The sequence below is a fragment of the Micromonospora sp. WMMD714 genome (assembly GCF_029581315.1).
Taxonomy (GTDB): domain Bacteria; phylum Actinomycetota; class Actinomycetes; order Mycobacteriales; family Micromonosporaceae; genus Micromonospora; species Micromonospora rifamycinica.
The window spans coordinates 6857954-6882933 of the sequence record NZ_CP120744.1 but is presented as its reverse complement, the minus strand read 5'-3'; the positions used below and the strand labels follow the sequence as shown (position 1 = coordinate 6882933).

Annotated in this window: 23 protein-coding genes and 1 pseudogene; 11 read left to right on the top strand and 13 right to left on the bottom strand. The window is 72.9% G+C overall.

The window, feature by feature from the left end; genetic code table 11:
- Nucleotides 1-225: 225 nt before the first annotated feature.
- From O7625_RS29250 to O7625_RS29230, 5 genes and pseudogenes are all read right to left on the bottom strand, one after another.
- Nucleotides 226-636: a VOC family protein gene (locus O7625_RS29250; protein ID WP_282343111.1), complete on the bottom strand. Its 411-nt coding sequence runs from the start codon at nucleotides 634-636 to the stop codon at nucleotides 226-228.
- Nucleotides 637-798: 162 nt separating this feature from the next.
- Nucleotides 799-1005, bottom strand: coding sequence for a hypothetical protein (locus O7625_RS29245; RefSeq protein WP_282343109.1), 207 nt, complete (start codon nucleotides 1003-1005; stop codon nucleotides 799-801).
- A 527-nt stretch (nucleotides 1006-1532) separates the two neighbouring features.
- Complete coding sequence (gene trpD, locus O7625_RS29240; RefSeq protein WP_282343107.1) at nucleotides 1533-2579, bottom strand: anthranilate phosphoribosyltransferase; 1047 nt, start codon at nucleotides 2577-2579, stop codon at nucleotides 1533-1535.
- Between the two features lie 85 nt (nucleotides 2580-2664).
- Nucleotides 2665-3060 carry a hypothetical protein gene (locus tag O7625_RS29235; RefSeq protein ID WP_067314694.1) on the bottom strand — a complete coding sequence of 132 codons (396 nt, stop codon included), beginning with the start codon at nucleotides 3058-3060 and terminating at the stop codon, nucleotides 2665-2667.
- A gap of 286 nt (nucleotides 3061-3346) precedes the next feature.
- A pseudogene (locus tag O7625_RS29230) lies at nucleotides 3347-4270 on the bottom strand (cytochrome c oxidase assembly protein); the annotation flags it as partial.
- A gap of 126 nt (nucleotides 4271-4396) precedes the next feature.
- Here O7625_RS29230 and O7625_RS29225 point away from each other — a divergent pair.
- The 5 genes from O7625_RS29225 (at nucleotide 4397) to O7625_RS29205 (ending at nucleotide 9682) form a co-directional block, all read left to right on the top strand.
- Nucleotides 4397-4996 carry a heme-copper oxidase subunit III gene (locus O7625_RS29225; protein ID WP_067314692.1) on the top strand — a complete coding sequence of 200 codons (600 nt, stop codon included), beginning with the start codon at nucleotides 4397-4399 and terminating at the stop codon, nucleotides 4994-4996.
- Nucleotides 4997-5068: 72 nt separating this feature from the next.
- Nucleotides 5069-5902, top strand: a complete 834-nt coding sequence (locus O7625_RS29220) for a cytochrome c (RefSeq protein WP_067314690.1) — start codon at nucleotides 5069-5071, stop codon at nucleotides 5900-5902.
- Nucleotides 5903-5969: 67 nt separating this feature from the next.
- A complete protein-coding gene (locus O7625_RS29215) occupies nucleotides 5970-7055 on the top strand; it encodes a Rieske 2Fe-2S domain-containing protein (RefSeq protein WP_282343102.1) in 1086 nt (361 codons plus the stop codon).
- Entirely contained in the window at nucleotides 7052-8677 is a 1626-nt protein-coding gene (locus O7625_RS29210) for a cytochrome bc complex cytochrome b subunit (RefSeq protein ID WP_067314685.1), read from the top strand. Before O7625_RS29215 ends, O7625_RS29210 begins: the two co-directional genes overlap by 4 nt.
- A 327-nt stretch (nucleotides 8678-9004) precedes the next feature.
- A complete protein-coding gene (locus O7625_RS29205; RefSeq protein ID WP_282343100.1) occupies nucleotides 9005-9682 on the top strand; it encodes a DUF4142 domain-containing protein in 678 nt (225 codons plus the stop codon).
- 187 nt (nucleotides 9683-9869) lie between these two features.
- Here the strand turns inward: O7625_RS29205 and O7625_RS29200 are convergent, their stop codons facing one another.
- The 6 genes from O7625_RS29200 to O7625_RS29175 all read right to left on the bottom strand — a co-directional run bounded on the left by O7625_RS29200 (nucleotide 9870) and on the right by O7625_RS29175 (nucleotide 16658).
- A complete protein-coding gene (locus O7625_RS29200; RefSeq protein WP_067314680.1) occupies nucleotides 9870-10157 on the bottom strand; it encodes an Lrp/AsnC ligand binding domain-containing protein in 288 nt (95 codons plus the stop codon).
- Between the two features lie 729 nt (nucleotides 10158-10886).
- Nucleotides 10887-11501, bottom strand: coding sequence for a hypothetical protein (locus O7625_RS29195; protein WP_282343099.1), 615 nt, complete (start codon nucleotides 11499-11501; stop codon nucleotides 10887-10889).
- A gap of 23 nt (nucleotides 11502-11524) precedes the next feature.
- Nucleotides 11525-12388, bottom strand: coding sequence for a sugar phosphate nucleotidyltransferase (locus tag O7625_RS29190; protein ID WP_282343098.1), 864 nt, complete (start codon nucleotides 12386-12388; stop codon nucleotides 11525-11527).
- Nucleotides 12385-12906, bottom strand: a complete 522-nt coding sequence (locus O7625_RS29185) for an NUDIX domain-containing protein (RefSeq protein ID WP_067307979.1) — start codon at nucleotides 12904-12906, stop codon at nucleotides 12385-12387. Before O7625_RS29185 ends, O7625_RS29190 begins: the two co-directional genes overlap by 4 nt.
- A 79-nt stretch (nucleotides 12907-12985) precedes the next feature.
- Complete coding sequence (locus tag O7625_RS29180; protein ID WP_282347131.1) at nucleotides 12986-14773, bottom strand: HD domain-containing protein; 1788 nt, start codon at nucleotides 14771-14773, stop codon at nucleotides 12986-12988.
- 127 nt (nucleotides 14774-14900) lie between these two features.
- Nucleotides 14901-16658, bottom strand: coding sequence for a DEDD exonuclease domain-containing protein (locus tag O7625_RS29175; RefSeq protein ID WP_282343095.1), 1758 nt, complete (start codon nucleotides 16656-16658; stop codon nucleotides 14901-14903).
- 127 nt (nucleotides 16659-16785) lie between these two features.
- Here O7625_RS29175 and O7625_RS29170 point away from each other — a divergent pair, with 127 nt between their 5' ends.
- Nucleotides 16786-18312, top strand: a complete 1527-nt coding sequence (locus O7625_RS29170; RefSeq protein WP_282343093.1) for an NYN domain-containing protein — start codon at nucleotides 16786-16788, stop codon at nucleotides 18310-18312.
- A 64-nt stretch (nucleotides 18313-18376) separates the two neighbouring features.
- On the opposite strand, the gene O7625_RS29165 is transcribed toward O7625_RS29170, so the two are convergent.
- Both O7625_RS29165 and O7625_RS29160 read right to left on the bottom strand, forming a co-directional pair.
- Nucleotides 18377-19138, bottom strand: a complete 762-nt coding sequence (locus O7625_RS29165) for an FAD-binding oxidoreductase (protein ID WP_282343091.1) — start codon at nucleotides 19136-19138, stop codon at nucleotides 18377-18379.
- The gene (locus O7625_RS29160) at nucleotides 19135-19488 is read right to left on the bottom strand and encodes a hypothetical protein (RefSeq protein ID WP_282343089.1); all 354 of its coding nucleotides are present in this window, start codon (nucleotides 19486-19488) and stop codon (nucleotides 19135-19137) included. The genes O7625_RS29165 and O7625_RS29160 overlap by 4 nt, the downstream gene beginning before the upstream one ends.
- Before the next feature lie 663 nt (nucleotides 19489-20151).
- On the opposite strand from O7625_RS29160, the gene O7625_RS29155 reads away from it, so the two are divergent.
- The 5 genes from O7625_RS29155 (at nucleotide 20152) to O7625_RS29135 (ending at nucleotide 24886) form a co-directional block, all read left to right on the top strand.
- Nucleotides 20152-21393: a helix-turn-helix transcriptional regulator gene (locus O7625_RS29155; RefSeq protein ID WP_282343088.1), complete on the top strand. Its 1242-nt coding sequence runs from the start codon at nucleotides 20152-20154 to the stop codon at nucleotides 21391-21393.
- Nucleotides 21393-21941 (top strand): GNAT family N-acetyltransferase, encoded by a 549-nt coding sequence (locus O7625_RS29150; protein ID WP_282343086.1) that lies wholly within the window; start codon nucleotides 21393-21395, stop codon nucleotides 21939-21941. The genes O7625_RS29155 and O7625_RS29150 overlap by 1 nt, the downstream gene beginning before the upstream one ends.
- 152 nt (nucleotides 21942-22093) lie before the next feature.
- Entirely contained in the window at nucleotides 22094-22300 is a 207-nt protein-coding gene (locus tag O7625_RS29145) for a hypothetical protein (protein ID WP_067308001.1), read from the top strand.
- A 190-nt stretch (nucleotides 22301-22490) separates the two neighbouring features.
- Nucleotides 22491-23750, top strand: a complete 1260-nt coding sequence (locus O7625_RS29140; protein ID WP_282343085.1) for a M48 family metallopeptidase — start codon at nucleotides 22491-22493, stop codon at nucleotides 23748-23750.
- Nucleotides 23747-24886 carry a glycosyltransferase family 4 protein gene (locus O7625_RS29135; protein WP_282343083.1) on the top strand — a complete coding sequence of 380 codons (1140 nt, stop codon included), beginning with the start codon at nucleotides 23747-23749 and terminating at the stop codon, nucleotides 24884-24886. The genes O7625_RS29140 and O7625_RS29135 overlap by 4 nt, the downstream gene beginning before the upstream one ends.
- The last annotated feature ends 94 nt before the right edge of the window (nucleotides 24887-24980 follow it).

The following is a 24980-nucleotide window of genomic DNA, read 5'->3' as shown; positions in this document are numbered from 1 at the left end:
TCTGCTGCTCTGCTGTCCCGCTGTCCCGCTGCGGTCTGCCGCGTGCCGTCTGCCGTCTGCCGTGCGGCCGTCGGCTGCTGTCGTCGCGGATGATCGACTCCAAAGGGCCGAAGTAGCGGTGTTCCCGGCGCTTGATACCGCTGTTTCGGCTCAGTTGAGTGGATCAGGCAGGCGTGGTGGATGAGTGGGTCAGGGAGGCGTGGTGGGTCAGGCGGGCGTGGTGGGTCAGGCGGGCTCGGGCCAGACAGGTCCCTGGTCGGTCCAGGTGACACCCTTGTTGCGGCACAGGCAGAAGGGGTGACCGACCGGGTCGGTGTAGACCCGCCACCCGTAGCCGTCGGGGCCGACGAAGTCATGCTTCAGGGTCGCGCCGAGGGCCAGGACACGACGCTGCTCGGCCTCGATGTCATCGACCTCGAAGTCGAGGTGGAACTGTTTGGGGTGCTCGCCGTCGGGCCACTGCGGGGCGCGGTACTCCGACACCCTGATGAAGGCCAGCTCGATCTCGCCGAACCGGATACCGGCCCAGTCCTCGTTGCTGCCCTCCTTGACCGGGCGATCCGTCACTGCGGAGTAGAAGGCCGCCAGCGTCATCGTGTCCGGGCAGTCGATGATGAAATCCGTGAGTCGGAGCATCCGGTGATCCTGTCACGCAGCTCAGCGGCCGGACTTCGGGGCAGGTCGGAGTCCGGGGCAGGTCGGAGTCCGGGGCACGGTCGGACCTCCGGGTAGGGCCGGACTTCCGGGTAGGGCCGGGGCGGTATTCAGCCGGGGGAGCCGGCGGTGCCCCAGTCGGATTCAGGCCGCGTGACGACCGGCTGGCGGCCGGCGGCGGCGGTCGGCCAGTCGGGTGGGTTGGAAGGCGAAGGTCGCGATCAGCACCGCCGCACCACAGCCGGTGCAGGCCAGCTCGGGGCAGTCGGCGCCGTGGCCGTCGGGGCACGGCGGCACCTCGAACAGCTGAACGCTCTCGCAGGTGTCGCAGTAGAACTCGCGATCCGACACGGGCGTCCCCTCTCGCTCCGGAAACCGCCGATGGACCGTGCCGCCATCACCGGAAACAGAAAACTACTCTCATGTAGTTTCCCACGCCCGGGTGACAATTCCCCGCCGCCCCGCCGCCCCGCCGCCCCGCCGCCCCGCCGCCCCGCCGCCCCGCCGCCCCGCCGCCCCGCCGAAACCTCTTGGTCACCGCCGTCGCCCCACGGTTCAGGCGGTGATCAAGAGGTTTTGGTCACGTCGGCGCGGTCTGCTGACCGAAAGCTCTTGATCACCGGGGCGGGGCGACCGGCGGGGGCGGGGCGACCGGCGGGGGCGGGGCGACCGGCGGGGGCGGGGCGACCGGCGGGGGCGGGGCGACCGGCGGGGCAGGGCGACCGGCGGGGCAGGGCGACCGGCGGGGCAGGGCGGGGCGACAGTGGGGTGGCGGCCTGCGGGTCACGCCGGTATCCGGGCAGCCCGCCACGGCATCCCGGCGGGGCTGGCCGGTCCGAGGGCCGGGGGTGGTTGGGCGCGGGAGGGACGGCTGCGGCTCAGAGGGAGCGGGCGACCTCGATCCACCGCTCCAGGGTGGCCGCTGCCGCCCCCGAGTCGACGGACTCCGCGGCGCGGGCCATACCGGCGCGTACCGCCTGGGTGAGGTCACCGTCCAGCGAGGTCTGGGTGGCCAGCGCGACGGCCGCGTTGACCAGGACGGCGTCGCGTACCGGACCGGTCTCGCCGGCCAGCAGCCGGCGGGCCACGGCGGCGTTGTGCGCGGCGTCACCGCCCCGCAGGTCGGCCAGGGTGGCCCGGGGCACCCCGAGGTCGGCCGCGTCCAGCACGGCCTCCCGGACGGCACCCCCCTGGGCCACCCAGACCCGGGTGGGCGCGGCGGTGGTGAACTCGTCCAGGCCGTCCTCGCCGCGCATCACGATCACCGAGTCGCCCCGGCGGGCGAAGACCTCGGCCATCACCGGGGCCATCCGGGCGTCGAAGCAGCCGACCGCCCCGGCCCGCGGCCGGGCCGGGTTGGTCAACGGGCCGAGGAAGTTGAACGCGGTCGGCACGCCGATCTCCCGTCGGACCGGACCGGTGTGCCGCATGCTGGGGTGGAACCGGGCCGCGAAGCAGAAGCCGATCCCGGCCTCGGCCACGCACCGGGCCACCTGCTCCGGGCCGAGATCCAGCGGTACGCCGAAGTGCTCCAGCAGGTCGGCGGTGCCGCACAGCGAGGAGGCGGCACGGTTGCCGTGCTTCACCACCCGTACGCCCGCGCCGGCCACGACCAGCGCGGTCATCGTCGAGATGTTGACCGTGTGGGCGAGGTCACCGCCGGTGCCGACCACGTCGACCGCGGTCCGGCGCAGCTCCTCCGGCAGGGTGACCCGGACCGAGTTGTCGAACATCGCCTCGACCAGGCCGGCCAGTTCGGCCGGGGTCTCACCCTTGGCGCGCAGCGCGACCGCGAAACCGGCGATCTGCGCCGGGGTGGCGGCGCCGGCCATGATCTCGTTCATCGCCCAGGCGGTGTCGGCGGTGGACAGCTCGTTGCCGCGCAACAGCGCGTTGAGCAGGTGCGGCCAGGTCCGTTCGCCCATGCTGGGCCTCCCGAGCGGCGTGGGGTGTGATGGACGGGAGGCGCCCGTCACCCGGGCGCCAGGGACGCCGCCGAGCGCGTCCGGCTCAGGCGGCGGCGTGCGTACGCAGCAGCTCGGCGACCGTGGTGCCGGTGGTCACCGGGTCGAGCGGGTGCATCAGCACGCCGTCGACCTGCGCGTACGAGGCGAGCCATCGGTCGGCGGCGCGGGCGATGACCACGCAGGTGGGCGGGGCGTCCGCCCGGTCGTCCTTGATCTGGCGGGCGATGCCGATGCCGCCGCCGGGGCTGGCCTCACCGTCGAGCAGCATCAGGTCGATCTCGTAGTCGTCGACCAGCCGGATGCAGCCGAAGTAGTCGGACGCCTCGACGAACTCGATCTGGATGCCCGGCGCGGGACGGGTGCCCACGGCCAGCCGCATCCGGTCCCGGACCTGCTGGTCGTCGCTGTAGAGCAGGACGGTGCAGAGACGATCGCTCATACCGACACTCCGCTTCGCTCCGTGCCGTGATGAGGCACCGTCGCACTGAGCATGACTCGCTCGCTGCGCTCACTCATGGGCTGTACTCCTCGTTGCTGCCGCTGATCCTACCGGGCGGTGTGGCGTACTCGACATCCCGCCTGCCGGCTCCCGGCGGACCGGGTTTCGCGGCAGCTCAATGCGGGTTTCCGGGGCTCGTTCCGGCTCCGGCGGCGGCTCCGGCCCCCGCGGCTGAGGCCCCAGCCCCAGCCCCGGCCCCGGCCTCGGCGGTGGCGGTGCCGGCCTCGGCGGCGCGGTCGCGGGCCTCCTGCCGGTCCAGCTCGCGGTCCACCCGGCGGGCCTCCCGCTCGGACTGCTTGACCCACTGCACCACCAGCACCGCGAGCATCGTCACGCTGACGAACTCGCCGCCGGCCCAGAGGATCCCCCCGGCGACCACCTGGTCGTTCCACGGGTCGGACCAGGCCAGGTTGAGTGACGGGTACCAGTCGCCGCCGAACAGGGTGGTGCTCTGCATGATGGTGAGCCCGAGCACGGTGTGGAACGGCACCGAGAGCAGCATCAGCAGCGCCCGCGCCGGGTACGGCCAGCGGCCGGGCAGCGGGTCGAGGCCGAGCAGCGGCCAGAAGAACACGCAGCCGGTCATGATGAAGTGCGCGTGCACCAGCTCGTGCGCCCAGGCGTGTTCGAGGGTGTAGCGGTAGAGGTCGGTGAAGTAGAGCGCGAACGGGTTGACCACGAAGATGGTGAACGCCACCAGCGGGAAGCTGTAGACCCGGGCGATCCGGCTGTGCACGACGGCCAGCAGCCGCTTTCGCGGGCCGACCGGCAGGGTGCGCAGCGCGAGGGTGACCGGTGCGCCCAGGGCGAGGAAGATCGGCGAGATCATCGACAGCACCATGTGCTGCACCATGTGCACCGAGAGCAGGGCGGTGTCGTAGGCGTGCAGGCCGCTGACCGTGACCGCGGCGATGCCGCCCAGGCCCGGTCCGAGGAAGCACACGGTACGGAGCACCGGCCAGTGGTCCCCGCGCAGCCGCAGCCGGTGCACCCCGTAGAGGTAGAGGCCGGCGGCGAGGACCAGGCCCAGGGCGAGCCAGCTGTCCAGCCGGGTCTCGGTGAAGACGCGGGTGATGTCGAACGGCGGCGGTACCTCGACGCCGGCCGCCGCCACTACGGTGGACGGGGCCGTCGAGGTGGCGGCGAAGATCGAATCGACGTGCAGCACGCTTTTCAGGCTAGGCCAGGCGAACCGGACCGCCACGATCGGGCCATCCCTGACCCGGGTTTGGCCCCCCGCTGATCGCCCGCCCCGGTCAAGGGCAATAATGACCGCGTGACTGCGGCCCCAGCCATTGACAAGAGCCGGATCCACTCTCTGACGCGGCCCAACATGGTCAGCGTCGGGACGATCGTGTGGCTCTCCAGCGAACTCATGTTCTTCGCGGCGCTGTTCGCGATGTACTTCTCGATCCGCGCGGCGGCGCCGGAGCAGTGGGAGAAGCACACCGAGGTCCTCAACATCCCCTACGCGACCACCTTCACGGTGATCCTGGTGCTGTCCTCGGTTACCTGCCAGCTCGGTGTCTTCGCGGCCGAGAAGGGTGACGTGCACGCCCTGCGGCGCTGGTTCACGCTCACCTTCGTGATGGGCCTGATCTTCGTGCTCGGCCAGGCGAACGAGTACCTGACCCTGGTCCACGAGGGCGTGAAGATCAACGAAGACGGTTACGGGTCGATGTTCTACCTCACCACCGGCTTCCACGGCCTGCACGTGACCGGCGGTCTCATCGCCTTCATCATCTTCATGATCCGCACCACCATGGGCCGGTTCACCCCTGCCCAGGCCACGTCGGCGATCGTCGTGTCGTACTACTGGCACTTCGTCGACGTCGTGTGGATCGGGCTCTACGCCATGATCTACTGGCTTCAGTGATCTTGGCGCGTCACGTTCCGCGCCGCTGCTCCGTCCCCTGAGACAAGGTCCAACCGGTTAAGGACACAGGTCATGACTTCTGACAACGACCGCCGACGCGGTCTGCTCGCGCGCCTGCGCGGGCGGCCCGCGGCGCGCAGCAGGGGCCGCCGCCGGCTGGGCGCGGCGTTCCGGCTGATCGCCGCGCTGACGCTGGCCGGCGGTGCCTACACGGTCTTCGCCCCGGGCGCGCAGGCGCAGGAAAACCCGCCGCTGACCGGCGCCGCGGCCGAGGGCCGGGCGCTGTTCGACGTGAGCTGCGTGACCTGTCACGGCCCCAACGCCCAGGGCGTCGAGGGTCGTGGCCCGAGCCTGATCGGTGTCGGCTCCGCCTCGGTGGAGTTCCAGGTCGGCAGCGGCCGGATGCCGATGGCCCGGCAGGAGGCGCAGGCCATGCGCAAGCCGCCGGTCTTCACCGACGAGCAGGTACGCCAGCTCGGCCAGTACATCCAGGAGCTCGGCGGCGGCCCCCAGGTCCCGCAGGGCAACCTCCGCGAGGGCGCGAACCTGGCCACCGGTGGCGAGCTGTTCCGGATCAACTGCTCGCAGTGCCACGCCTTCGGCGGTGGCGGCGGCGCGCTCTCCTCCGGCAAGTACGCCCCGAGCCTGGCCCCGGCCAGCGACGCGCAGATCTACGCCGCGATGCTCAGCGGCCCGCAGAACATGCCGGTGTTCGGCGACAACCAGATCACCCCGGAGCAGAAGGCGGACATCATCGCCTACATCCAGGAGTCCCTGAAGGCCGACCAGGACCAGGGCGGCTTCAACCTCGGTCGGTACGGGCCGTCCACCGAGGGGCTGGCCATCTTCCTGGTGGGCATCGTCGCGCTGGTCTTCACGAGCCTGTGGATTGCGGGCAAGTCGTGACCGGGCGGATCGTCGACAGCATTGCCGTGGTGCCGGCCGCCGGCACCGCCCGTAGCGAGGTGACGGCATGAGCACCCAGACCGAGCAGCACGCCCCGCAGGACCGGGAGCCGCTCGACGTCCACGACCCCCGGCTCTCCCGGTTCGACATCGTCACCGAGGGGGCCCGCCGGGACGACATCGAGATCGTCCACTACGAGGAGCAGGTCGTCCCGGGCAGCAAGGCCGAGCGCCGGCTGACCCGTACGGTCGCGGCGATGTTCCTGCTGACCGGGCTGGCCGCGACCGCGTTCCTGGTCGTCTACATCTGGTGGCCCTGGGAGTACGAGCCGGGCCGGGGCGGCGACAAGTGGTACACCCCGCTGCTCGGCGTCACCCTGGGCATCGCCCTGCTCGGCATCGGCTTCGGCATCCTCACCTGGGGCAAGAAGCTGCTGCCCAAGGAGGTCTCGATCCAGGACCGGCACGACGGCCCCGGGTCGTCGGAGGACCGGAAGATCACCGGCGAGACCATGCTCTACCTGGCCGACGAGATGGGGGTGCGGCGGCGTCCGCTGCTCGGTGTCTCGCTCGTCGCCGGCCTGCTGCCGGTCGGGGCGGTCGCCGCGGCCCCGCTGGTCGGCGGCCTGATCTCCAACCCGCACAAGAACAACCAGATGTTCACCACCGGCTTCGCGCCGGCCGACGGCAAGAAGATCCGGCTGGTCCGTGAGGACGGCCGGCCGATCCGTCCCGCCGACGTCAGCGCCGGTGGCCAGCTCACCGTCTTCCCCGGCATCGACCACGGCGTGAGCAACCGGCACGCCGACTCGCCGACCCTGCTGATCCACCTGCGGGAGAGCGACGCGGAGAAGTCCCGGCAGGCCAACTCGCGGGTCGGCCACGGTGACTACATGTGGGGCAACTACGCCGCGTACTCCAAGATCTGCACGCACGCCGGCTGCCCGGCGAGCCTCTACGAGCAGCAGACCAACCGGCTGCTCTGCCCGTGTCACCAGAGCCAGTTCCTGATCACCGACAACGCCCGTCCGGTCTTCGGCCCGGCGAGCCGGCGGCTTCCCCAGCTGCCGATCGAGGTGGACGAGGAAGGTTTCTTCGTGGCGAAGTCCGACTACACTGAAACCGTCGGCCCCGACTTCTGGGAGCGGCCATGAAGCGCCGAAAGTTTGACGTGGCAGCGGTGCCGGGCAAGGCCGCAGTGGGAGCGGACGACCGCTTCCAGGTAGCCACGCCGCTGCGCAAGCTGCTCAACAAGGTCTTCCCGGACCACTGGTCGTTCCTGCTCGGCGAGATCGCGCTCTTCTCGTTCGTCGTGCTGCTGCTGACCGGCGTGTTCCTGACCTTCTTCTACGAGCCGGCGATGACCGAGGTGGTCTACAACGGCAGCTACGCCCCGCTGCGGGGCACGCCGATGTCCGCCGCGTACGCCTCCAGCCTGGACATCTCGTTCGATGTCCGGGGCGGTCTGATCATGCGGCAGATGCACCACTGGTCCGCGCTGCTGTTCATGGCCGCGATCGTGGTGCACATGCTGCGGATCTTCTTCACCGGCGCGTTCCGCAAGCCGCGGGAGACCAACTGGATCATCGGTTCGCTGCTCTTCTGGGTCGGCTTCCTGGCCGGCTTCACCGGCTACTCGCTGCCGGACGACGGCCTGTCCGGCACCGGCCTGCGGATCGCCTCGGGCATCATGCTGTCGATCCCGGTGATCGGCTCCTGGGTCACCTCGTCCATCTTCGGGGGCGAGTTCCCGGGCGAGATCATCATCAGCCGGTTCTTCATCGCCCACGTGCTGCTGATCCCGGGTCTGCTGGTGGCGCTGATCAGCGCCCACCTGGGCCTGGTGTTCAAGCAGAAGCACACCCAGTGGCCCGGCCCCGGCCGGACCAACGACAACGTGGTCGGCGAGCGGATGTTCCCGCGTTACGCGCTCAAGCAGGGCGGCTTCTTCATGGTCGTCTTCGGCGTGATCGCGCTGATGGGCGGTCTGTTCCAGATCAACCCGATCTGGTATTTCGGCCCGTACGAGGCGTGGGTGGTCTCGGCCGCCAGCCAGCCCGACTGGTACGTGATGTTCCTCGACGGCTCGACCCGGCTGATGCCCGCCTGGGAGATCAACATCCCGATCGGCGACGGGTACGTCATCCCGCCGCTGTTCTGGCCGACGGTCGTGCTGCCGGGCATCCTGGTCGGCCTCTCCACGCTCTACCCGTTCGTGGAGGCGCGGCAGCTCAAGGACTACCGGCACCACAACCTGCTGCAGCGGCCCCGGGACGTGCCGGCCCGCACCGCGGTGGGCGCGATGGCGGTCGCCTTCTACATCGTGCTGACGCTCTCCGGCGCCAACGACGTGATCGCCGACAAGTTCCACATCAGCCTGAACGCGATGACCTGGGCGGGCCGGATCGGCCTGCTGGTGGTCCCGCCGCTGGCGTACTACGTCACGTACCGGATCTGCCTCGGGCTCCAGCAGCACGACCGGGAGGTGCTGGCCCACGGCGTGGAGACCGGCATCATCCGTCGACTGCCCGACGGCCGGTTCGAGGAGGTCCACCAGCCGCTCAGCGCAGCCGACGGCCACGGCCACGCCGAGCTGGACTACGTCGGTTGGGTGGTGCCGAAGAAGATGAACCGGCTCGGGGCGCTCGGCCCGGCGATCCGGGGCTTCTTCTACCCGATCGAGAAGCCCGTCGAGGCACCGGTTTCGCCGGGGCACCCGCCGGTGGAACCCCGCCCGGAGCGGGAGCAGATCGGCAGCGGCGACGCCCGCCGCTGACCTTCCCGATCCTGTCGACCGAGACGCCCGCCGGAGTACTCCGGCGGGCGTCTCGTCCGTTTCCGGGGCACCGAGCCCCGTTTCCGGACGAGCTGACGTCCGTTTCCGGGGCGTTCCGGGTGAGCTGACGTCCGTTTCCGGTGGCGACCGGGCCGGACGGCGAGGCGACCGGCCCGGCACCCGTTGGTGGCCCGGTTGGTCCCCGACCGGGGCAGGCACCCGTTGCAGGTCCGGCGGCGACGCGACCGGCCACCAACGGGTGGAAAGCCCAGGAATAACCCCCGCCAGCCGGGTATCCGTGCGGTCCAACGGAAACGGGGAGGCAACATGTTGGGTATCAAACGCCTGGGACTACTGGCCACGCTGGCGGTGGTCGGTCTGGCGCCCGCAGCCGCCGCAGAGGCCGCCGCGCAGCCGTCGGCGCAGGACACCCAGTACCTGCAGGCGGTGCACCAGGTGAACCTGGCGGAGATCGTCACCGGCAACCTGGCCCAGAAGAAGGGCCAGAACGAGCAGGTCAAGCAGCTGGGGCAGCAGTTCGTCACGGACCACACCCAGCTCGACCAGACGGTGCAGAGCACCGCGCAGCAGCTCAACGTGTCGCTGCCGAGCGCGCCGACGGCCGACCAGCAGAAGGTCATCGACAAGCTCAACGGGCTCAACGGCGCGGCGTTCGACAAGGCCTGGGTGACCGCTGAGCTGGCCGGTCACGTGCAGGCCATCCAGGCCACCCAGACCGAGATCTCGCAGGGCTCGGAACAGTCGGTGGTCCAGTTGGCGCAGGACGCCCTGCCGGTGTTGCAGGCGCACTACGACGCGCTGGTGGCCCTGGCCCAGGAGCTGGGCATCCCGGTCCCGCAGACCAGTGCCAGTGGCACCGCGAGCCCGAACGGCAGCGGCACGCCGGCACCCGGTGGCCCGACCGAGTCCCCGGCCCCGGGCGGCACCACGGAGTCGCCGGAGCCGGGTGGCAGCACCGAGACACCCGCTCCGGACAACAGCTGACACCTCGTACCACCTGATGGTGGCCGGTCCCCAGGGGCCGGCCACCATCGTGCGCGCGGACACCAGCAGCCGGTGCCACCGTCGCGCACGCCGCTACCGGCGGCCGGTGCTGTTGGCGGCCGGATGCCGGCGGCCGGGGGTGGCGGCGGCCGGATGCCGGCGGTGGGATGGTGTCGGCGGGGCCGGGTCAGTCGGCGCTGGCCAGGCCGATCGCGAAGGCCTCCTCCAGGTCGTGCTGGGAGTAGGCGCGGAAGGCGATGTGCGATTCGGTGCCGAGCACCCCGGGCACCTTGGAGATACTGCCGGCGATGACCTGGGCGATCTGCTCGAACTCCCGGACCCGGACGATGGCGATCAGGTCGACGTGCCCGGCCACCGAGTAGACCTCGCTGACGCCGGGCAGGTTGGCCAGGTTCTCGGCCACCTCGGGGATCGAGTCGGTGGCGCAGTCGATCAGGACGATCGCGGTGATCACTGGATGATTCTCCGTTCGTCGTGCCCGGCGCGACGCCGGCCTGGTGTCGTCGACCATGCTAGTGCCGTACCCACCCGCCCCTCCCGGTTGTCCCCGCCCCGCATCCCTGGCCCTCGCGCCCCGACCCTGGCCCGCGCGCCCTCAACCCTGCCGTTCACGCCGCTGGCCCCTGTCGCCCTGCGCTGCCGCCCTGCCATGTCGGCCCCTGAACCTCACCCCTGGATCGTCGCTCCCGCCCGTTGGTCCTACGCCGCTTCGCTTTCCAACCGGTGTGGCCCGTACGTCGAGCCGGTCCGTGCGCCGATTCAACCCCGCCCTCGGGCCACGGCCGGCGAGCGAGCCGGTGCCCGGGGGTCTGTGCGAGCGCGACTGCCGTCGGCGTGAACATCGAACGGAAGGCGTATGCCTGGCTGGCATATTTATGCCAGCCAGGCATACGCGTCGCACCGCATAGTGTCGGTGGTGAAGGCTCCCCTGCCCGCAGCGCCGGTGGCCGGTCGCGCCGGATGTTGTCGGTGGTGAAGGCTTGGCTGTCCGCAGCGCCGGTGGCCGGTCGTCGTGCCGGATGGTGTCGGTGGTGAAGGCTCCCCTGCCCGCAGCGCCGGTAGCCGGTCGTGCCGGATGGTGTCGGTGGTGCTCGCTCGCCCGCCAGCGCCAGCAGCCGGACGAGGGCCGCCGGTGGCGCAGGGCAGAGCGGGTGGCCGGGACGAGAGCCGCCGGTGGCGGGGGTCAGAGCAGCATGGTGCGGGGGTCGGCGGCCATGGCACGCAGCCACCCCGCCGCCTCCGCCGCCCCCGGGCAGCGGGCGGTGTCCAGCGCGGCGGCCAGGGCGTACATCTCCGGCGGCGGGATGAGCAGGCTCTCCTTGCTGCGCAGCCCCAGCTTGACCGTGCCGGTGTCGGTGGTGACGGTGAGCACCGGGGTCCGGGTGACCGCGCCGGTGGCGACCAGCGAGCCGTCGCTGGAGACCCCGGTGTGCGCGACGGCCGCGGCCCGCAACGACACCGACCGGGCGGCCCGCAGGTCGACGCTCTTCGTGGTGAGGCCGACCACGGTGAGCCGGCTGCCCTCCAGCCGGGCACTCGTCCGCACGATGCTGGTCACCAGCAGGCCGATGAAGAGCATGACCAGCCCGGCCGACAGCAGCGCCACGAGTGCCGGCACGGTCGCGCTGCCCGAGCTGTCGTTGCCGGTCGCCGCGTTCAGGCCGGTCCCGATGAAGGCACCGACACAACCGCAGGTCACCGTCAGGATGGCACCCAGCACCAGCAACGAGACGACCCGACCTGTCCGGCCCGACCGGTAGCCGACCGACAGGGGGATCCGGGGCACGGAGGGCTGCATGCCGGTGATTCTGGCACCGACGATCAACTTCCGCCTGGTGAGGCCGGCACGGTGAGGCCGTCGCCGGCCCGGATGGCGTCCCGGAGCCGTTCGTCCGGGCCGACCGTCGCGCCGGGCCAGACCACCACGCGCTCCACGTCGCCGCGTACCACCGCACCCGCGCCGACCACCGCGTGCCGTGCCCGGCCGGTGACGGTGGCGTCCGGGGCGACCAGCAGGCCACCGTCCCCGGCGGCGTGCAGGTTGGCCGCCAGGTAGTCGGCGGGCGTGCCGGTGTCGAAGAACGTTCCCGGGTACGGCACCACGGTCAGCTCACCGGCCGCCTCCGCCGGCCGCCACACCGTGCGGACCAGGTCACCGAAGCGGGCCGGCAGCTCCCGCACCCGGTGCCAGGGCAGCAGCGAGAAGCCGGTGAAGACGTGCCCGTCGAAGGTGCCGGGGGCGGTCGGGTCCGGGGCCGGGCGGCCGAGCAGCCGGACGGACCGGAAGTCCCAACCGGCGAGCAGCGCCGCGACGTCCGGCCCGGGAGCGCGGTGCGGATCGGCCAGGTACGCGTCGGCGTTGCCGACCAGCACCCCCCGGCCGGCGATCCAGCCCCGCAGGTTGCCCAGGCCGCCGGCGGTGCCCAGCGGATCGCCCGGCTCCACCGACAGGTGTGCCCGGTCGCCGACGTGCGTCACCACCTGGTCGGCCAGGTAGCAGGCGTTCACCGCCACCCGGTCCGGCCCGGTCAGGCCCAGGCCGGCGAGCCGTGCCAGCGCCCGATCCAGCAGCGACACGTTGCCGATCGGGCAGAGCGCCTTCGGCACCCGGGCGGTGAGCGGGCGTAACCGGGTGCCCTCACCGGCGGCGAGCACCACCGCGCACAGGCCGTCCGGTGCGCTCACGTCGCCGGCTGGCCGGCCTGCGGCCCGATGCCGTAGTGGCCGAGCAGGTTGGCGGTGGCCCGGCTCAGCCGGGGCAGGTCGTCCAGCGGGTGCCAGGCGGCCTCCAGGACCTCCGCGCCGTCCACCTTCAGGGTCGTGGTGGAGGCGGGCACCTCGACCTCGAAGACCATGTCCACCCAGCCCCGGGTGTGCACCAGGGCGTTCGGCACGGCCGGGCGGAGCCGGTCGGGGGGCAGCCGGACGCCGGACTCCTCGTGCAGCTCGCGGGCCGCGCCGACGACCGGCGCCTCGCCGCGCTGGAGCAGCCCGGCGGGGAGCGTCCAGCTGTGCCCGGGGGGCTGGCGCAGCAGCAGGAGCCGGCCGGCCCCACCGGCCTCGCTGTCCCGGACCAGGGTCACCGCGCCGACGACGTACTTCGGCCCGGCGAGCCGGACCAGGCGACGGCGGACCGACACCGGCAGCCGGTAGAAGACCTTGTACGCGACGGCCCGGCCGGTGGCGCGGGAGCGGAGGATCATGGCTCCAGGCTAGGCCGTCGATGCGCCGCTGTGGGGCGCGGGGCGACCGGTCACCCGGGCAGGCGTCGACCCGCCCCGGTCACTGTCGATGGTCGACCAGGTCGATGAGCTGGCGGACCACGGTGTCCGGTTCGACCGCCCGGTCGAAGACCGCGACCAGCAGGGTCTCCAGGTCGGGGTAGCCGAGCTCCTCCGACAGCCGCAGCAGCGGCAGGTCGCTGGCCAGCCCCCGATCGTGCTTGCGCAGCGCCAGCCCGATGGTGGCCCGCCCCAGGCGTACCTTGTCGGCGATCGAGATGCCGGGCTCGGTGTGGTCGGTGAACCAGCGGCTGATCTGCATCTGCGCGTGCGGCGACTTGACGAAGTCGAGCCACTCGCGGCGGGGCCCCCGGGGGGCGGAGGTCGCCTCGAAGCCGCTCTCCGCGTCGCTCTCGGTGTAGATCTCCACCACGTCGCCCTCGTCCAGTTCGGACGCCAGCGGGGCGAGCCGGCCGTTGATCCGCGCGGCGAGACAGTGGTCGCCCCGCTCGGTGCCCAGCTCGTAGGCCAGGTCGACCGGGGTGGCCCCGGCCGGGAGCACCACCTGCCGGCCGTCGGCGACCACCTGGATCTGCGCCTCGGCCAGGTCGCAGCGCAGCGACTGGAGGAACTGGGCCGGGTCGGGGGCCTCCTGCTCCCAGTCGAGCACCCGGCGCAGCCAGGAGAGCCGGTCGGTGTTGCTGGTCTCGCCGGAGGCGCGGGGGAAGCGGAAGTCGGCGGCCACGCCGTACTCGGCGCAGCGGTGCATCTCCTGGGTGCGGATCAGCACCTCGACGGTGCGCTCCTGCGGGCCGCAGACGCTGGTGTGCAGGGAGCGGTAGAGGTTGTTCTTGGGGGAGGCGATGAAGTCCTTGAACCGGCCGGGGACCGGCCGCCAGCGCCCGTGCACCGCGCCGAGGGCGGCGTAACAGTCGGTGGCCGGGCCGTCCACCACGATCACGATCCGGGGCAGGTCGTACGGGGCGGTGTGCCCGCCGGCCACGGTGTCCTTCCAGATCGAGTAGAGGTGCCGGGGGCGGACGCTCACCTCGGCGTCCACCCGGCTGCGCCGCAGCGCCACCTTGGCCTGGGCCACCACGTCGTCGAGGTAGACGTCCCAGCCGGGCCGGTCGTGCACGTACCGGGCCAGCCGGGCGTGCTCGTCGGGCTCCAGGTGCAGCAGCACCACGTCGTCGAGGTCGCGTTTGAGGGTCTGGATGCCGAGCCGGTCGCAGAGCGGGACCAGCACCTCCTGGGTCTTGCGGGCGATCCGCTCGCGGGAGGCGGCCGAGCGGACCCCGAGGGTACGCATGTTGTGCAGCCGGTCGGCCAGCTTGATGATCAGCACCCGGACGTCCTTGCCGGCCGCGATGATCATCTTGCGGATCGTCTCGGCCTCGGCCGCCTTGCCGTAGAACGCCTTGTCGAACTTGGTCACCCCGTCGACCAGGTGGGCCACCTCGTGGCCGAAGTCCTCGCTGAGCGCCTGGAGGGTGTAGCGGGTGTCCTCCACGGTGTCGTGCAGCAGCGCCGCGACCAGGGTGGTGGTGTCCATCCCGAGGTCGGCGCAGATCTGGGCGACCGCCAGCGGGTGGGTGATGTAGGGCTCGCCGCTCTTGCGGAACTGCCCGCGGTGCATGTTCTCGGCGATCGTGTACGCCCTGCGCAGCACGGAGGCGTCCGCGCTGGAATGGATGCCGCGGTGGGTGCGGACCAGCTGGGTCACCGGATCACCGTCGCTGGCCGGCCAGCTCAACAAGGACCGGAGCCGCCGGGCCAGGGGCAACTCACCCGGCTGGGCCGGGAGCGCACCCCCCAGGGCGGCGCCGTGTCCGGCGTCGACGTCCACGAGGGACACCTCCTCACCCCGACTCCCGTCCACCGTACCCGGCAACCGGAAGCAGGCCCACGAAACGGGCAGGACTGCACTCCCTTAACAGCCTAAGCGAGGCGGGGTAGTCCGATCGGTCACTTGCTCATGGGCGTTCGGTCGAGAGTTGGGCGGACCCACCGCCCTCGGCCTTCGCCAGCAGGTCACGGAACCGCCCCGCGCCGGCCACCGGGGACGACCATTCGGAGGTCATCTCCACCAGACGGGTCTCCGGTCGCTCCAACCAGGACAGGATCCGCTCGGTCTCCTCGGCGGTGGCCCGGGGCACCGGCCCGTGCCCGCCCGGCTCCACCGTCTCGGCGGTGGCCCGGATCGCGGTGATCGTCGGTCGCGGGTGGACGCCCGGCGGGGACACCCCGGCGCCGGCGAGCCGCCCGTGCCGCACCAGCGCCAGCTCCCAACCACCCCCGGCGGCGGGCCGGGCGGCGGCCAGCTCGTCGATCCGGGTCAGCCCGGCCAGCCGCTGCATCCGGACGGCGGCCCGCAGCACCGCCGCCAGCCGGGACCGCACCACCGCCGCCTCCTCGTAGCGCCGGGACGCCGCCAGCGCCTCGATCCGGGCCAGCAGGGCGTCCACCACCACCTGCGGGTCGCTGGTGGTGGCGGTGCGGAACGGCGTGACGGCGCGCCGGTCGTACTCCTCGGGGGTGATCCGGTGCTCGCAGGGTGCCGGGCAGCGGCCCAGCTCGGCCAGGGCGCAGGCCGGCGTGACCGTGCGCAGTGACAACCGGTGGGTGCACTGGCGCAGCGGCACCGCGTCGTGGAACCCGGCGGCGGCCAGCTCGGCGGCCCGGGTGGAGCGGAACGGGCCGAGGTAGGCGGTGTCGCCGGGGGCCAGGCCGCGCACCACCGACAGCCGGGGGTACGGCCCGTCGGTCAGCTTGAGCCACACCATCCGCTCCGGATACTTCGACCGGCGGTTGTACGGCGGGGCGTGCGCGGCGATCAACCGCAGCTCGCGGACCTCCGCCTCCAGCGGGTGGGCGCACTCGACCGCCTCCACCCGCTCGGCGGCGGCCAGCATCTCCGACATCCGGGCCCGTTTCTCGGCGGCGGTGAAGTAGCTGCGCACCCGGGTGGCGATGTCGCCGGAGGTGCCGACGTAGAGCGGCCGGTCGTCGGCCGCCCGGAAGATGTAGACCCCGGGGGCCTTCGGCAGCCCCTCGGCCAGGTGCCGCTTGCGTCGCTGGGTGGGGGTGACCGCCCGGGTGAACTCGATCGCCTCGCCGACCGTGTCGACCCGGTGCCCACCGAGCCGGGCGATCAGCCCGTGCAGCACGTCCACCGTCGCCTTGGCGTCGTCCAGCGCCCGGTGGGTGGGCTGGGTGGCGGTGCGGAAGTAGGCGGCCAGGGTGCCCAGCTTGCGGTTGGGCACCTCGTCGCGGCTGAGCACCCGGCGGGCCAGCGCCGCCGTGTCCAGCACCCGGGGGTTGGGCCAGCGGTGGCCGTGCTTCGCGCAGGCGGCCTTGAGGAACCCGACATCGTAGGGCGCGTTGTGGGCCACCAGCACGGCGTCGGCGATGAACTCCAGGAAGCTCGGCAGCACCTGCTCGATCGGCGGGGCGGGAACCAGCATGGCCTGGGTGATACCGGTCAGCACGGTGATGAACGGCGGGATCGGCACCCCCGGGTTGACCAGGGTGGCGAGTACGCCCAGCTCCTCGCCGCCGCGTACCTTGACCGCGCCGATCTCGGTGATGCCGCCGCCGTCGGGTGAGCCGCCGGTGGTCTCCAGGTCGACCACCACGAACGTCGTCGCGTAGAGCGGCAGCGCCGGATCGACGCCGCCGGCCGACCGGTCCAGCCCGGCCAGGGTCTGTTGGACGAACTCCCCAGGTGCCACGGCCGGCAGGTTAATCGTCAGGTGCGACACTCCCGTCACCGCAGCCCCAGCAGCCCCCCACGACATAGGATGAGAGATCGGCTCACTCATCCGGCGGTGGGCCCGGTCGCGGTGGGAGACTTGCCCCATGCCCCTCACCGAGCCGTACGACGACCACCTCCCGGAGGAGGGGTCGTCCGCCGCCGTGCCCGGGGCCGGCGGGAACCCGGGTGCGGGGGCGCCCGAAACTGAGACCGGACCGCCCGAGACCGGATCCGCTGGGGGCGAGGCCGGATCCGCCGGGGCCGAGGCCGGATCCGCCGGGGGCGGAGCGTCGGAGGCGGGATCCGCCGAGACCGGGCCGCCCGAGCCGGAGCCCAGCCTGCCCGAGCCGGTCCGGCAGCGGATCGTGGCGCTCACCGCCGCGGTCCTGCCCGGCCTGCCCGGCGACGAGGTGCCGGTGCCGCTGCGCCGGGTGGCGAAGTTCGCCCCGAACCGCCGGGCGCGGCTGGGCGGCTCGGCCATCGCCGCGCAGCTCACCGCCGATCCGCTGTTCCGGCAGCGGGTCACCGCCCGGGTCCTGGCCGACGCCGGTGACCTGGGTGCGGCAGTGGTCGACGGGACCGCGCCGGCCGCCGCCGACCCGGTCGAGGTGGCCGCCCTGGCCTACCTCGTCCGCCCCCGGGGCTGGCGGGAGCTGATCGACGCCAGCGGGGCCGTGGTCCGCGCCGAGGCGGACAGCGCGGTCGTCGCCGAGCTGGTCCGGGAGGCCGAACAGCGGGCCACCCGGGCCGAGCACGACCGGGCGGTGGCCCGGGTGGAGGCGGACAAGCTCCGCGACGAGCTGGCCCGGGTCCGCGAGGAGCTGGGTCAGCTCCGGGAGGACAACCGCCAGCTCCAGCGCAGCCTGCGGGAGACCCAGGCCCGGGAACGCCGGGCCAACGACCTGCTCGCCACCGAACGCGGCCGGGCCACCCGGGCCGCCGCCGACAGCGACGCCGAGCTGCGCCGGGCGCGGGCCCGGCTGGCCGAGGCCGAGGCGGCGGCCGGGGTGGCCAAGGCCAGCGCCAAGGAGGCTCGCTCGGTCGACGACGCCCGGCTGTGGCTGCTGCTGGAGACGATCGGTCAGGCCGCCGTCGGGCTGCGCCGCGAACTGGCTCTGGACCCGGTGGACAAGCTCCCCGCCGACTTCGTGGCCGACGCCTTCACCGACGCCCCGGTGACCGCCCAGGCCGGACCGGCCGCCCGCGCCCGGGACACCGACGACCCGGCCCGACTCGATCAACTGCTCGCCCTGCCCCGGGCGCACCTGGTCGTCGACGGCTACAACGTCACCAAGCGCGGGTTCGGCGAGATGTCCCTGGAGCAGCAGCGCAAGCGGTTGATCACCGGGCTGGGGGGGATCGCCGCGCAGACCGGCGACGAGGTGACCGTGGTCTTCGACGGGGCGGAGCGGATGCACGGCCTGCCGCCCACCCCGCGCGGGGTGCGGGTGCTCTTCTCCCGAAAGGGGGAGACCGCCGACGAGCTGATCCGCCGACTGGTCCGGGCCGAGCCGCCCGGCCGCCCGGTGGTGGTGATCTCCTCCGACCGCGAGGTCGCCGACGGGGTACGCCGGCACGGGGCGTACCCGCTGGGCGCGGACTCGCTGCTGCGCCGGCTGTCCCGCTCCTGAGCGACGCGCTGCACTACCCCGTGAGCAGGACCGGGCGAACGTCCGGTGCGGGCTGGCCGCAGTGTCAGCCGGGGATCTCCGGGGCCATCGGGGCGGGCAGGTGGAGGCGGTCCTCGGGCACTCCCGCCAGGGGTAGCCGGCGGCGGGCGTCGTCGAGCATCGCGGGTGGGCCGCAGACGTACACCTGGTCGTGAGGTCGGTGGTGGCGCAGGGCGACGGTGAGCGCGTCGCCCCGCTCGGCCGGTGCGGCCTGCGGGTCGTCGGAGAACGCGGGCACGATGGTGAGCCAGTCGTGGGCCTGCTGGAGCTTGTCGAGGGCGATCGGGTCGTACAGGCCGGTGAAGGTGCGGGTGGCGGCGATCAGGATGACCCGGCGGCCGTCGGGGGCGGCGGCGACCTGTTCGACCAGGGCGCGCAGTGGGGCCAGGCCGGTGCCGCCGGCCACCAGCAGCAGGTCGCCGTCGCGCAGGTGCAGGCCGGTGTCGCGGGGCGGGCCGAGGTGGAGCAGCTCGCCGGGGCGTACCTGGTGCACGAGGCTGGCCGAGACGGTGCCGGTGGGGACGGCGCGGACGTGCAGCTCGACGGTGCCGTCGGGGCGTGGCGCGTTCGCGGGGGAGTACCAGCGCCACCGGCCGGGGTGGCGCGCGGTGTGGACGGGGACGGCCTGGCCGGGGCGGTGGGCCAGCCGCGACCAGGGGCGGAGGGTCAGGATGGCGGTGGCAGTGCAGGGCCGGTCGTGGTCGACCACCCGGGCCGGCACGCTGTCGCACCGGCCCGTCCCGTCGGGCGGTAGCGGCCACCCCGACGGCTGGTCGGCGGCGCTCATCGGGCCACCGCCCGGCGTACCCGGCTGATCCGTTCGTCGGGCAGGTCCGCCGCCCAGCACACCCCGACCAGGTAGTCGCCGACGCGCCGGTGCTGCTCCTCGGACAGGCCGAGCCCGCCCCAGGGGTCCGCCGGCTCCCCGGCGAGCGCGGCGGTCACGCTCGCCGTCAGGTGCGCGGCCAGCCGGCCGAGATCCACCCCGACGAGGTACGGCGACAGCTCCGCGTCCGCCGCCACCAGCCGCAACCAGCGGCGGACGATCTCGGCCGGGGTCATGCCGCAGGTCTCCTGCCCCGGCCGGCTGTCGCGGGGCGGCCGGTCCCCGTCGGGGATGTCTGCTGCGGTGGTCATCGTGTCTGCGCCCCTGTGCGTCGCGGAGGGTGGACCGGCACCGGGGCGGGCGGGGTCGAGGTCGCGTCGTGGGAGTCGACACCACCCCGGAGCCCGGCACCCGCCCCGGGCCATGCCGTCGACCATCGCCGCTGACCAGGGGTTCCGTTATGTGGTGATGATCGTGGGCGGCATGCGCGCACCGTATTCGACCGACTACGCGGATGGACCCGCCCGCCTGTGCCTCATCGCCACCCCGGTCCCGGTGTCCTGGCTCGACCGGGCGGCGTGGCAGGAACGGTCCGTCCGACTGGTACGACATGAGCGTGGGCGTCCTCGATATGCGCGCTGCGTATACCACTCGTGCACGGAGCGGGTTGAATGATTACGCTCGACGTCGGACTCGACCGCCCGCGATTGGCGAGGTTGCCGGTGACATCTGCGAACTGCCCACGCTGCGGCGGACGACTCGCCCGTGACAACGACAGCGGACGCTGCGCCCCCTGCCAGGCTGCCGAACGCGACCGGCTGAGCGCGCCACCCGAGGTGCCGACCTCCTTCTGGGACCACCAGCCGGTACGACAGGCGTTGGCGTCTCGTCATTTCGGTCGGTTGATTAGGGCCTACCGGTGCCATCCCTACCACGGGCGGCACCCGTTGCCGCAGAGCGTGGTGGCGGGGTGGATGGGGATCACTCAGGCGCAGTTGAGCCGGATTGAGAACGGACCGCCGGTAGTGCACCTGGACCGGCTGGCGCACTGGGCGAAGATCCTCGGGATACCGGGTGTCCTGTTGTGGTTCAGCCTGCCCGGCGTGCGGCCCAGCTCAACGACGGACTTCGGGCCGGTACCGGGGCGCGACTGCCATGACCACGGGGACCTTGAGACGACACCAGTTTCTCTCGAACCATCGACGAAGGGGGTGGTCACCACGGACCGCCGGCAGTTCCACGCACTGGCAGCGTTGGCGGGAGTCGGCTCCGTGAGCAATGTGGGCTTCTTCGCCACGCTCGCGGACCAGTCTGCGTCCATCGGCCTCGAACACGTCCGCCGGGCCGGCTCCCTGGTGAAGGAGTTCCGGGACGCCGACGCGGCGACCGGTGCCAATCAGCTGTGCGACATCGCCATCCATGTCCATGGTCGTCTGGCCTCCTGGGCGGCAGAGGCACTCTACAGTCGAGATGTCGGTGAAGCCCTCCAGGCGTCGCTCGCCGACCTGGCCGTAGAGACGGCGTGGCTGGCTCACGACGCCGAACGCCGGGCAGCCGTGCGTCCCTATCTCCACGAGGCGATCACACGGGCACGGCTCGCCGACGATCTCCAGGTCGAGGCACGCGCGTTCACGCAACTCGCACTTCACACCTGGAACTTCCGGCCCACCGAGTCTCTGCACTGCGCGGACGCCGCGTTCCGGATCTCCGCCGGCTGGGCGACCCCACGCCTGCGCACACTTCTACACCTTCGGCGGGCATGCGCGTTCGCCGTGCTGAAGGACCACGGCGCTTTCGAGCGCGAGATGCGCAACGCACGCCAGCAACTGGAACGGGGTCCGCACCAAGAGGATCCCGACTTCGTCCACTTCGTCAACGCCCAGGAGGTCCAGGGTCTGGAGGCGTTGTCGTTCCTCTCGCTCGACCAGCCGGGGCGTGCCGCGGAGGCGCTCCGTGACGCCATCGCCAACGGATCCCCCACCCACCGGCGCAACCAGGTCTACTACCGGGTACGGCTGATCGAGGCGACCTGCCGGGCGGGCGACGTCAGCGAGGCCGCCCGGATGGCGGTTGACCTGCTCCCTGAGGTGCGGCAGATGAACTCCGGCCGGGTGACCCGGCATCTGGCCGACATCCGTTCGACAGTGGGCCGGCTACCTCGGCAGACCGCCCCGGTCCGAGACTTCATCGAAGCCTTCGACGGGGTGGCCGTCTGATGATCGGGAGTCTGACCTTCCGCCACTACAGTTCGGTCGAAGCCGAAGAGATCACCGAGCAATTGATCGCCCTCTACCTGGACGTCCATGCCGGGCAGGGGGATTTCTACGGTGAGGACCGTTACCGTCGCCAACTGTCCGCCCACCGGCAGCGGCCTGGATGGGTGCTGGTAGCCGCTGCGCTGAATGAGGAGTTGATCGGGTACGTCTACGGGTTCCCGTTGGCACCGGACACCCGATGGTGGGACGGCATCGAGGAACCCGTGCCGGTCGGCTTCACCGAGGAGGACGGGCAGCGGACCTTCGCCATCTGCGAGCTGCTGGTGCGCGCGCAGTGGCGGCGGCAGGGGGTTGCGCGGGCGCTGCACGACGATCTGGTGCGGAGCCGACACGAGCAGCGGATGACCCTTCTCGCCCGGCCGGACAACGGCCCCGCGCAGGCGGCGTACCGGTCCTGGGGATGGCGGACCGTCACCCGGCTTCGACCCGGCTGGCCCGACGCGCCCCTGTTCGACGTCCTCGTCCGCGATCCGGGTTCGACAGGCTGACGATCACGCCGCCGTCCGGCGATCGGCCCGGCACTGGTTGATCACTGTTGTCCGATTGTGTCGTACCCGATGGCTAGTGTCCGACCTGACCGACGGTGCTCGGGTGGTGACGAGGGTCTTCCGCCCGACGCCGCACTGCGTCAGGAGGCACGATGCTCATCGACTGCGACGGTTGCCGGGTCCGTGGTGCGGGCTGCGCCGGCTGCCTGGTGACGGCCCTGCTCGACACCGACTCGCCGGCCGCCGGCCTGGGTGCCGCCGAGCACCGGGCGATCGAGGTGCTGACCCGCTCCGGCTTCGAGGTGGAGGTGCTGGCCCACGAGACCGCCCGTCCGGCCCGCCGCCGTCGGGTCGCCTGACGCCCGCCGGTCCGCTGCGGCACGGCCCGGTGCCGGTGGGCCGGTGGTCTACGCGGGCCGTAACGGGGTCCGGGGCACACCGCGCCGCTGCCGCGTCGGCGGGCCATAGGATGGGCGCTCACGGCGGGAGGAGCGGCGGCATGACTCGGGTACGACGCCACACCCGCAGACCCGCTGCCGGGGTGTCCCGGTGACCCCGCGCGGCTGGGCGGTGCTCACCCTGGCGGCGCTGGTGCTCGCCCTGGTCGTGGTCGGTGCCCTGCTGGTCCCGTGGCACCGGCCCCCGGCACCCCGGGCCGATCAGCTCGCCGCGCTGCGCGACCTGCCCACCGACCAGGTGGCCCGGGGGCGGGCGTTCCAGGCGGCGCTGCGCCCCGGCCGCTACACCGGGCTGGTCGTCGGGCTGCTGGTGGCCCTGCTGCTCGGGCTGACCCCGCTCGGCGCCCGGCTGGTCGAGCTGGCCGGGCGGCCCTTCGGCGACCACTGGATCGCCCGCGCGGTGCTCGGCGGGATCGCCGTGGTGCTCGTCGCCGACCTGCTCACCCTGCCCTTCGCCGCCTGGCGGCAGTCGGTGCTGACCCGCTACGGGCTGAGCACCCACGGCTGGGGTGGCTGGACGGTCGACCTGCTCAAGTCGTACGCGGTCAGCGCGGTCGTCGGCGCGGTGGTGCTGCTCGGCTTCTACACCGTCACCCGGCTCGCCCCGCGCTGGTGGTGGGCGTTCGGGGCGGCCGGCGCGGCCGGGTTGGTGGTGCTGCTCTCCTTCGTGCTGCCGGTGCTGGTGGAGCCGGTGTTCAACCGGTTCACCCCGATGGAGCCGGGGCCGCTGCGCACCGAGCTGACCGCGCTGGCTGCCCGGGACGGCGTACCGGTGCGGGACGTGCTGGTCGCCGACGCCTCCCGCCGCACCCGGGCGGTCAACGCCTACGTCTCCGGCCTGGGGCCGACCCGCCGGGTAGTGGTCTACGACACCCTGCTGCGCGAGGCCACTCCCGCCGAGGTGACCAGCGTCGTCGCGCACGAGCTGGGCCACGCCAAGGACCGGGACGTCTGGACCGGCACGCTGACCGGCGCGCTCGGTGCCGCCACCGCGGTCGTCGCGCTCTACCTGCTCGGCTCCTGGACGCCGCTGCTGCGCCGGGCCGGCGTCGACTCGATCGCCGAGCCCCGGGCGTTCGCGCTGCTCATCGCCCTGGTGACGGTCGTCGGGCTGGTGGCCGCCCCGGTGCAGGCGTTGATGTCCCGCCGGGTCGAGGCCCGGGCCGACGCGCACGCGCTGGCGCTCACCGGCGACCCGGCCACCTTCGAGGCGATGCAACGCCGGCTGGCCGGGGTCAACCTGGGCGACCCGGACCCGCCCCGCTGGGAGTACCTCTGGTCGGCGTCGCACCCGTCCACGGTGGAACGGATGGCCGCCGCCCGCGCCTACGCCCGGCAGGTCGGCCGGTGAGCCGGACCCTGCTGGTCACCAACGACTTCCCGCCCCGCCCCGGCGGCATCCAGTCGTTCGTGCACCAGCTCGCCGTCCGCCAGCCGCCCGGCTCGGTGGTCGTCTACGCCTCCAGCTGGCGGGACACCGCCGAGTTCGACGCCGCGCAGCCCTTCCCGGTGGTCCGGGACGCCACCCGGGTGCTGCTGCCCACCCCCGGGGTCGCCCGCCGGGCCGCCCGGCTGGCCCGCGAGCACGGCTGCGACACCGTCTGGTTCGGTGCCGCCGCACCGCTCGGCCTGCTCGCCGGGGGGCTGCGCCGCCGCGCCGGCATCCGCCGCGCGGTGGCGTTGACCCACGGCCACGAAGCCGGCTGGGCGACCCTGCCCGGCGCCCGGGCCGCGCTGCGCCGGATCGGCCGGGACACCGACGTGGTCACCTACCTCGGCGACTACACCCGGGTACGGCTGGAACGCGCCCTGCACGGCGTCACCGAGCTGCACCGGCTCGCCCCCGGGGTCGACGTGGACACCTACCATCCGGCGGTGGACGGCGCACCGGTCCGGGCCCGGCACGGGCTGGCCGACCGGCCGGTGGTGGTCTGTGTGTCCCGGCTGGTCCCGCGCAAGGGCCAGGACATGCTGATCCGGGCGCTGCCGGCGATCCGTCGCCGGGTGCCCGACGCGGCGCTGTTGGTGGTCGGGGGCGGGCCGTACCGGGCGACGCTGGAGAAGCTGGCCCGGTCCACCGGCGTGGCGCGGGACGTGGTGTTCACCGGTTCGGTGCCGTGGGAGGCGCTGCCGGCCCACTACGCCGCCGGTGACGTCTACGCGATGCCCTGCCGCACCCGTAACCGGGGCCTGGACGTCGAAGGGCTGGGCATCGTCTACCTGGAGGCGTCGGCGACCGGGCTGCCGGTGGTGGCCGGCGACTCCGGCGGCGCACCCGACGCGGTCCGCGAGGGCGAGACCGGCTACGTCGTCCCGGGTCGGGACGTCGCAGTGCTCGCCGACCGGGTGGCCACCCTGCTCGCCGACCGGGAGCTGGCCCGCCAGCTCGGCGCGGCCGGTCGGGCCTGGGTGGAGAAGGAGTGGCGCTGGGAGACCCAGGCCCGCCGGCTGGCCGACCTGCTCGCCGGCACCACCGCACCCGGCTGAGCCGCGACCGACCGCCTGGTGTGCCTCACTTCGGCGGCCGGTGCCGTGCCGGGTGGCCCGTGGTGCGCCACCTCGGCGGCCGGTGCCGTGCCGG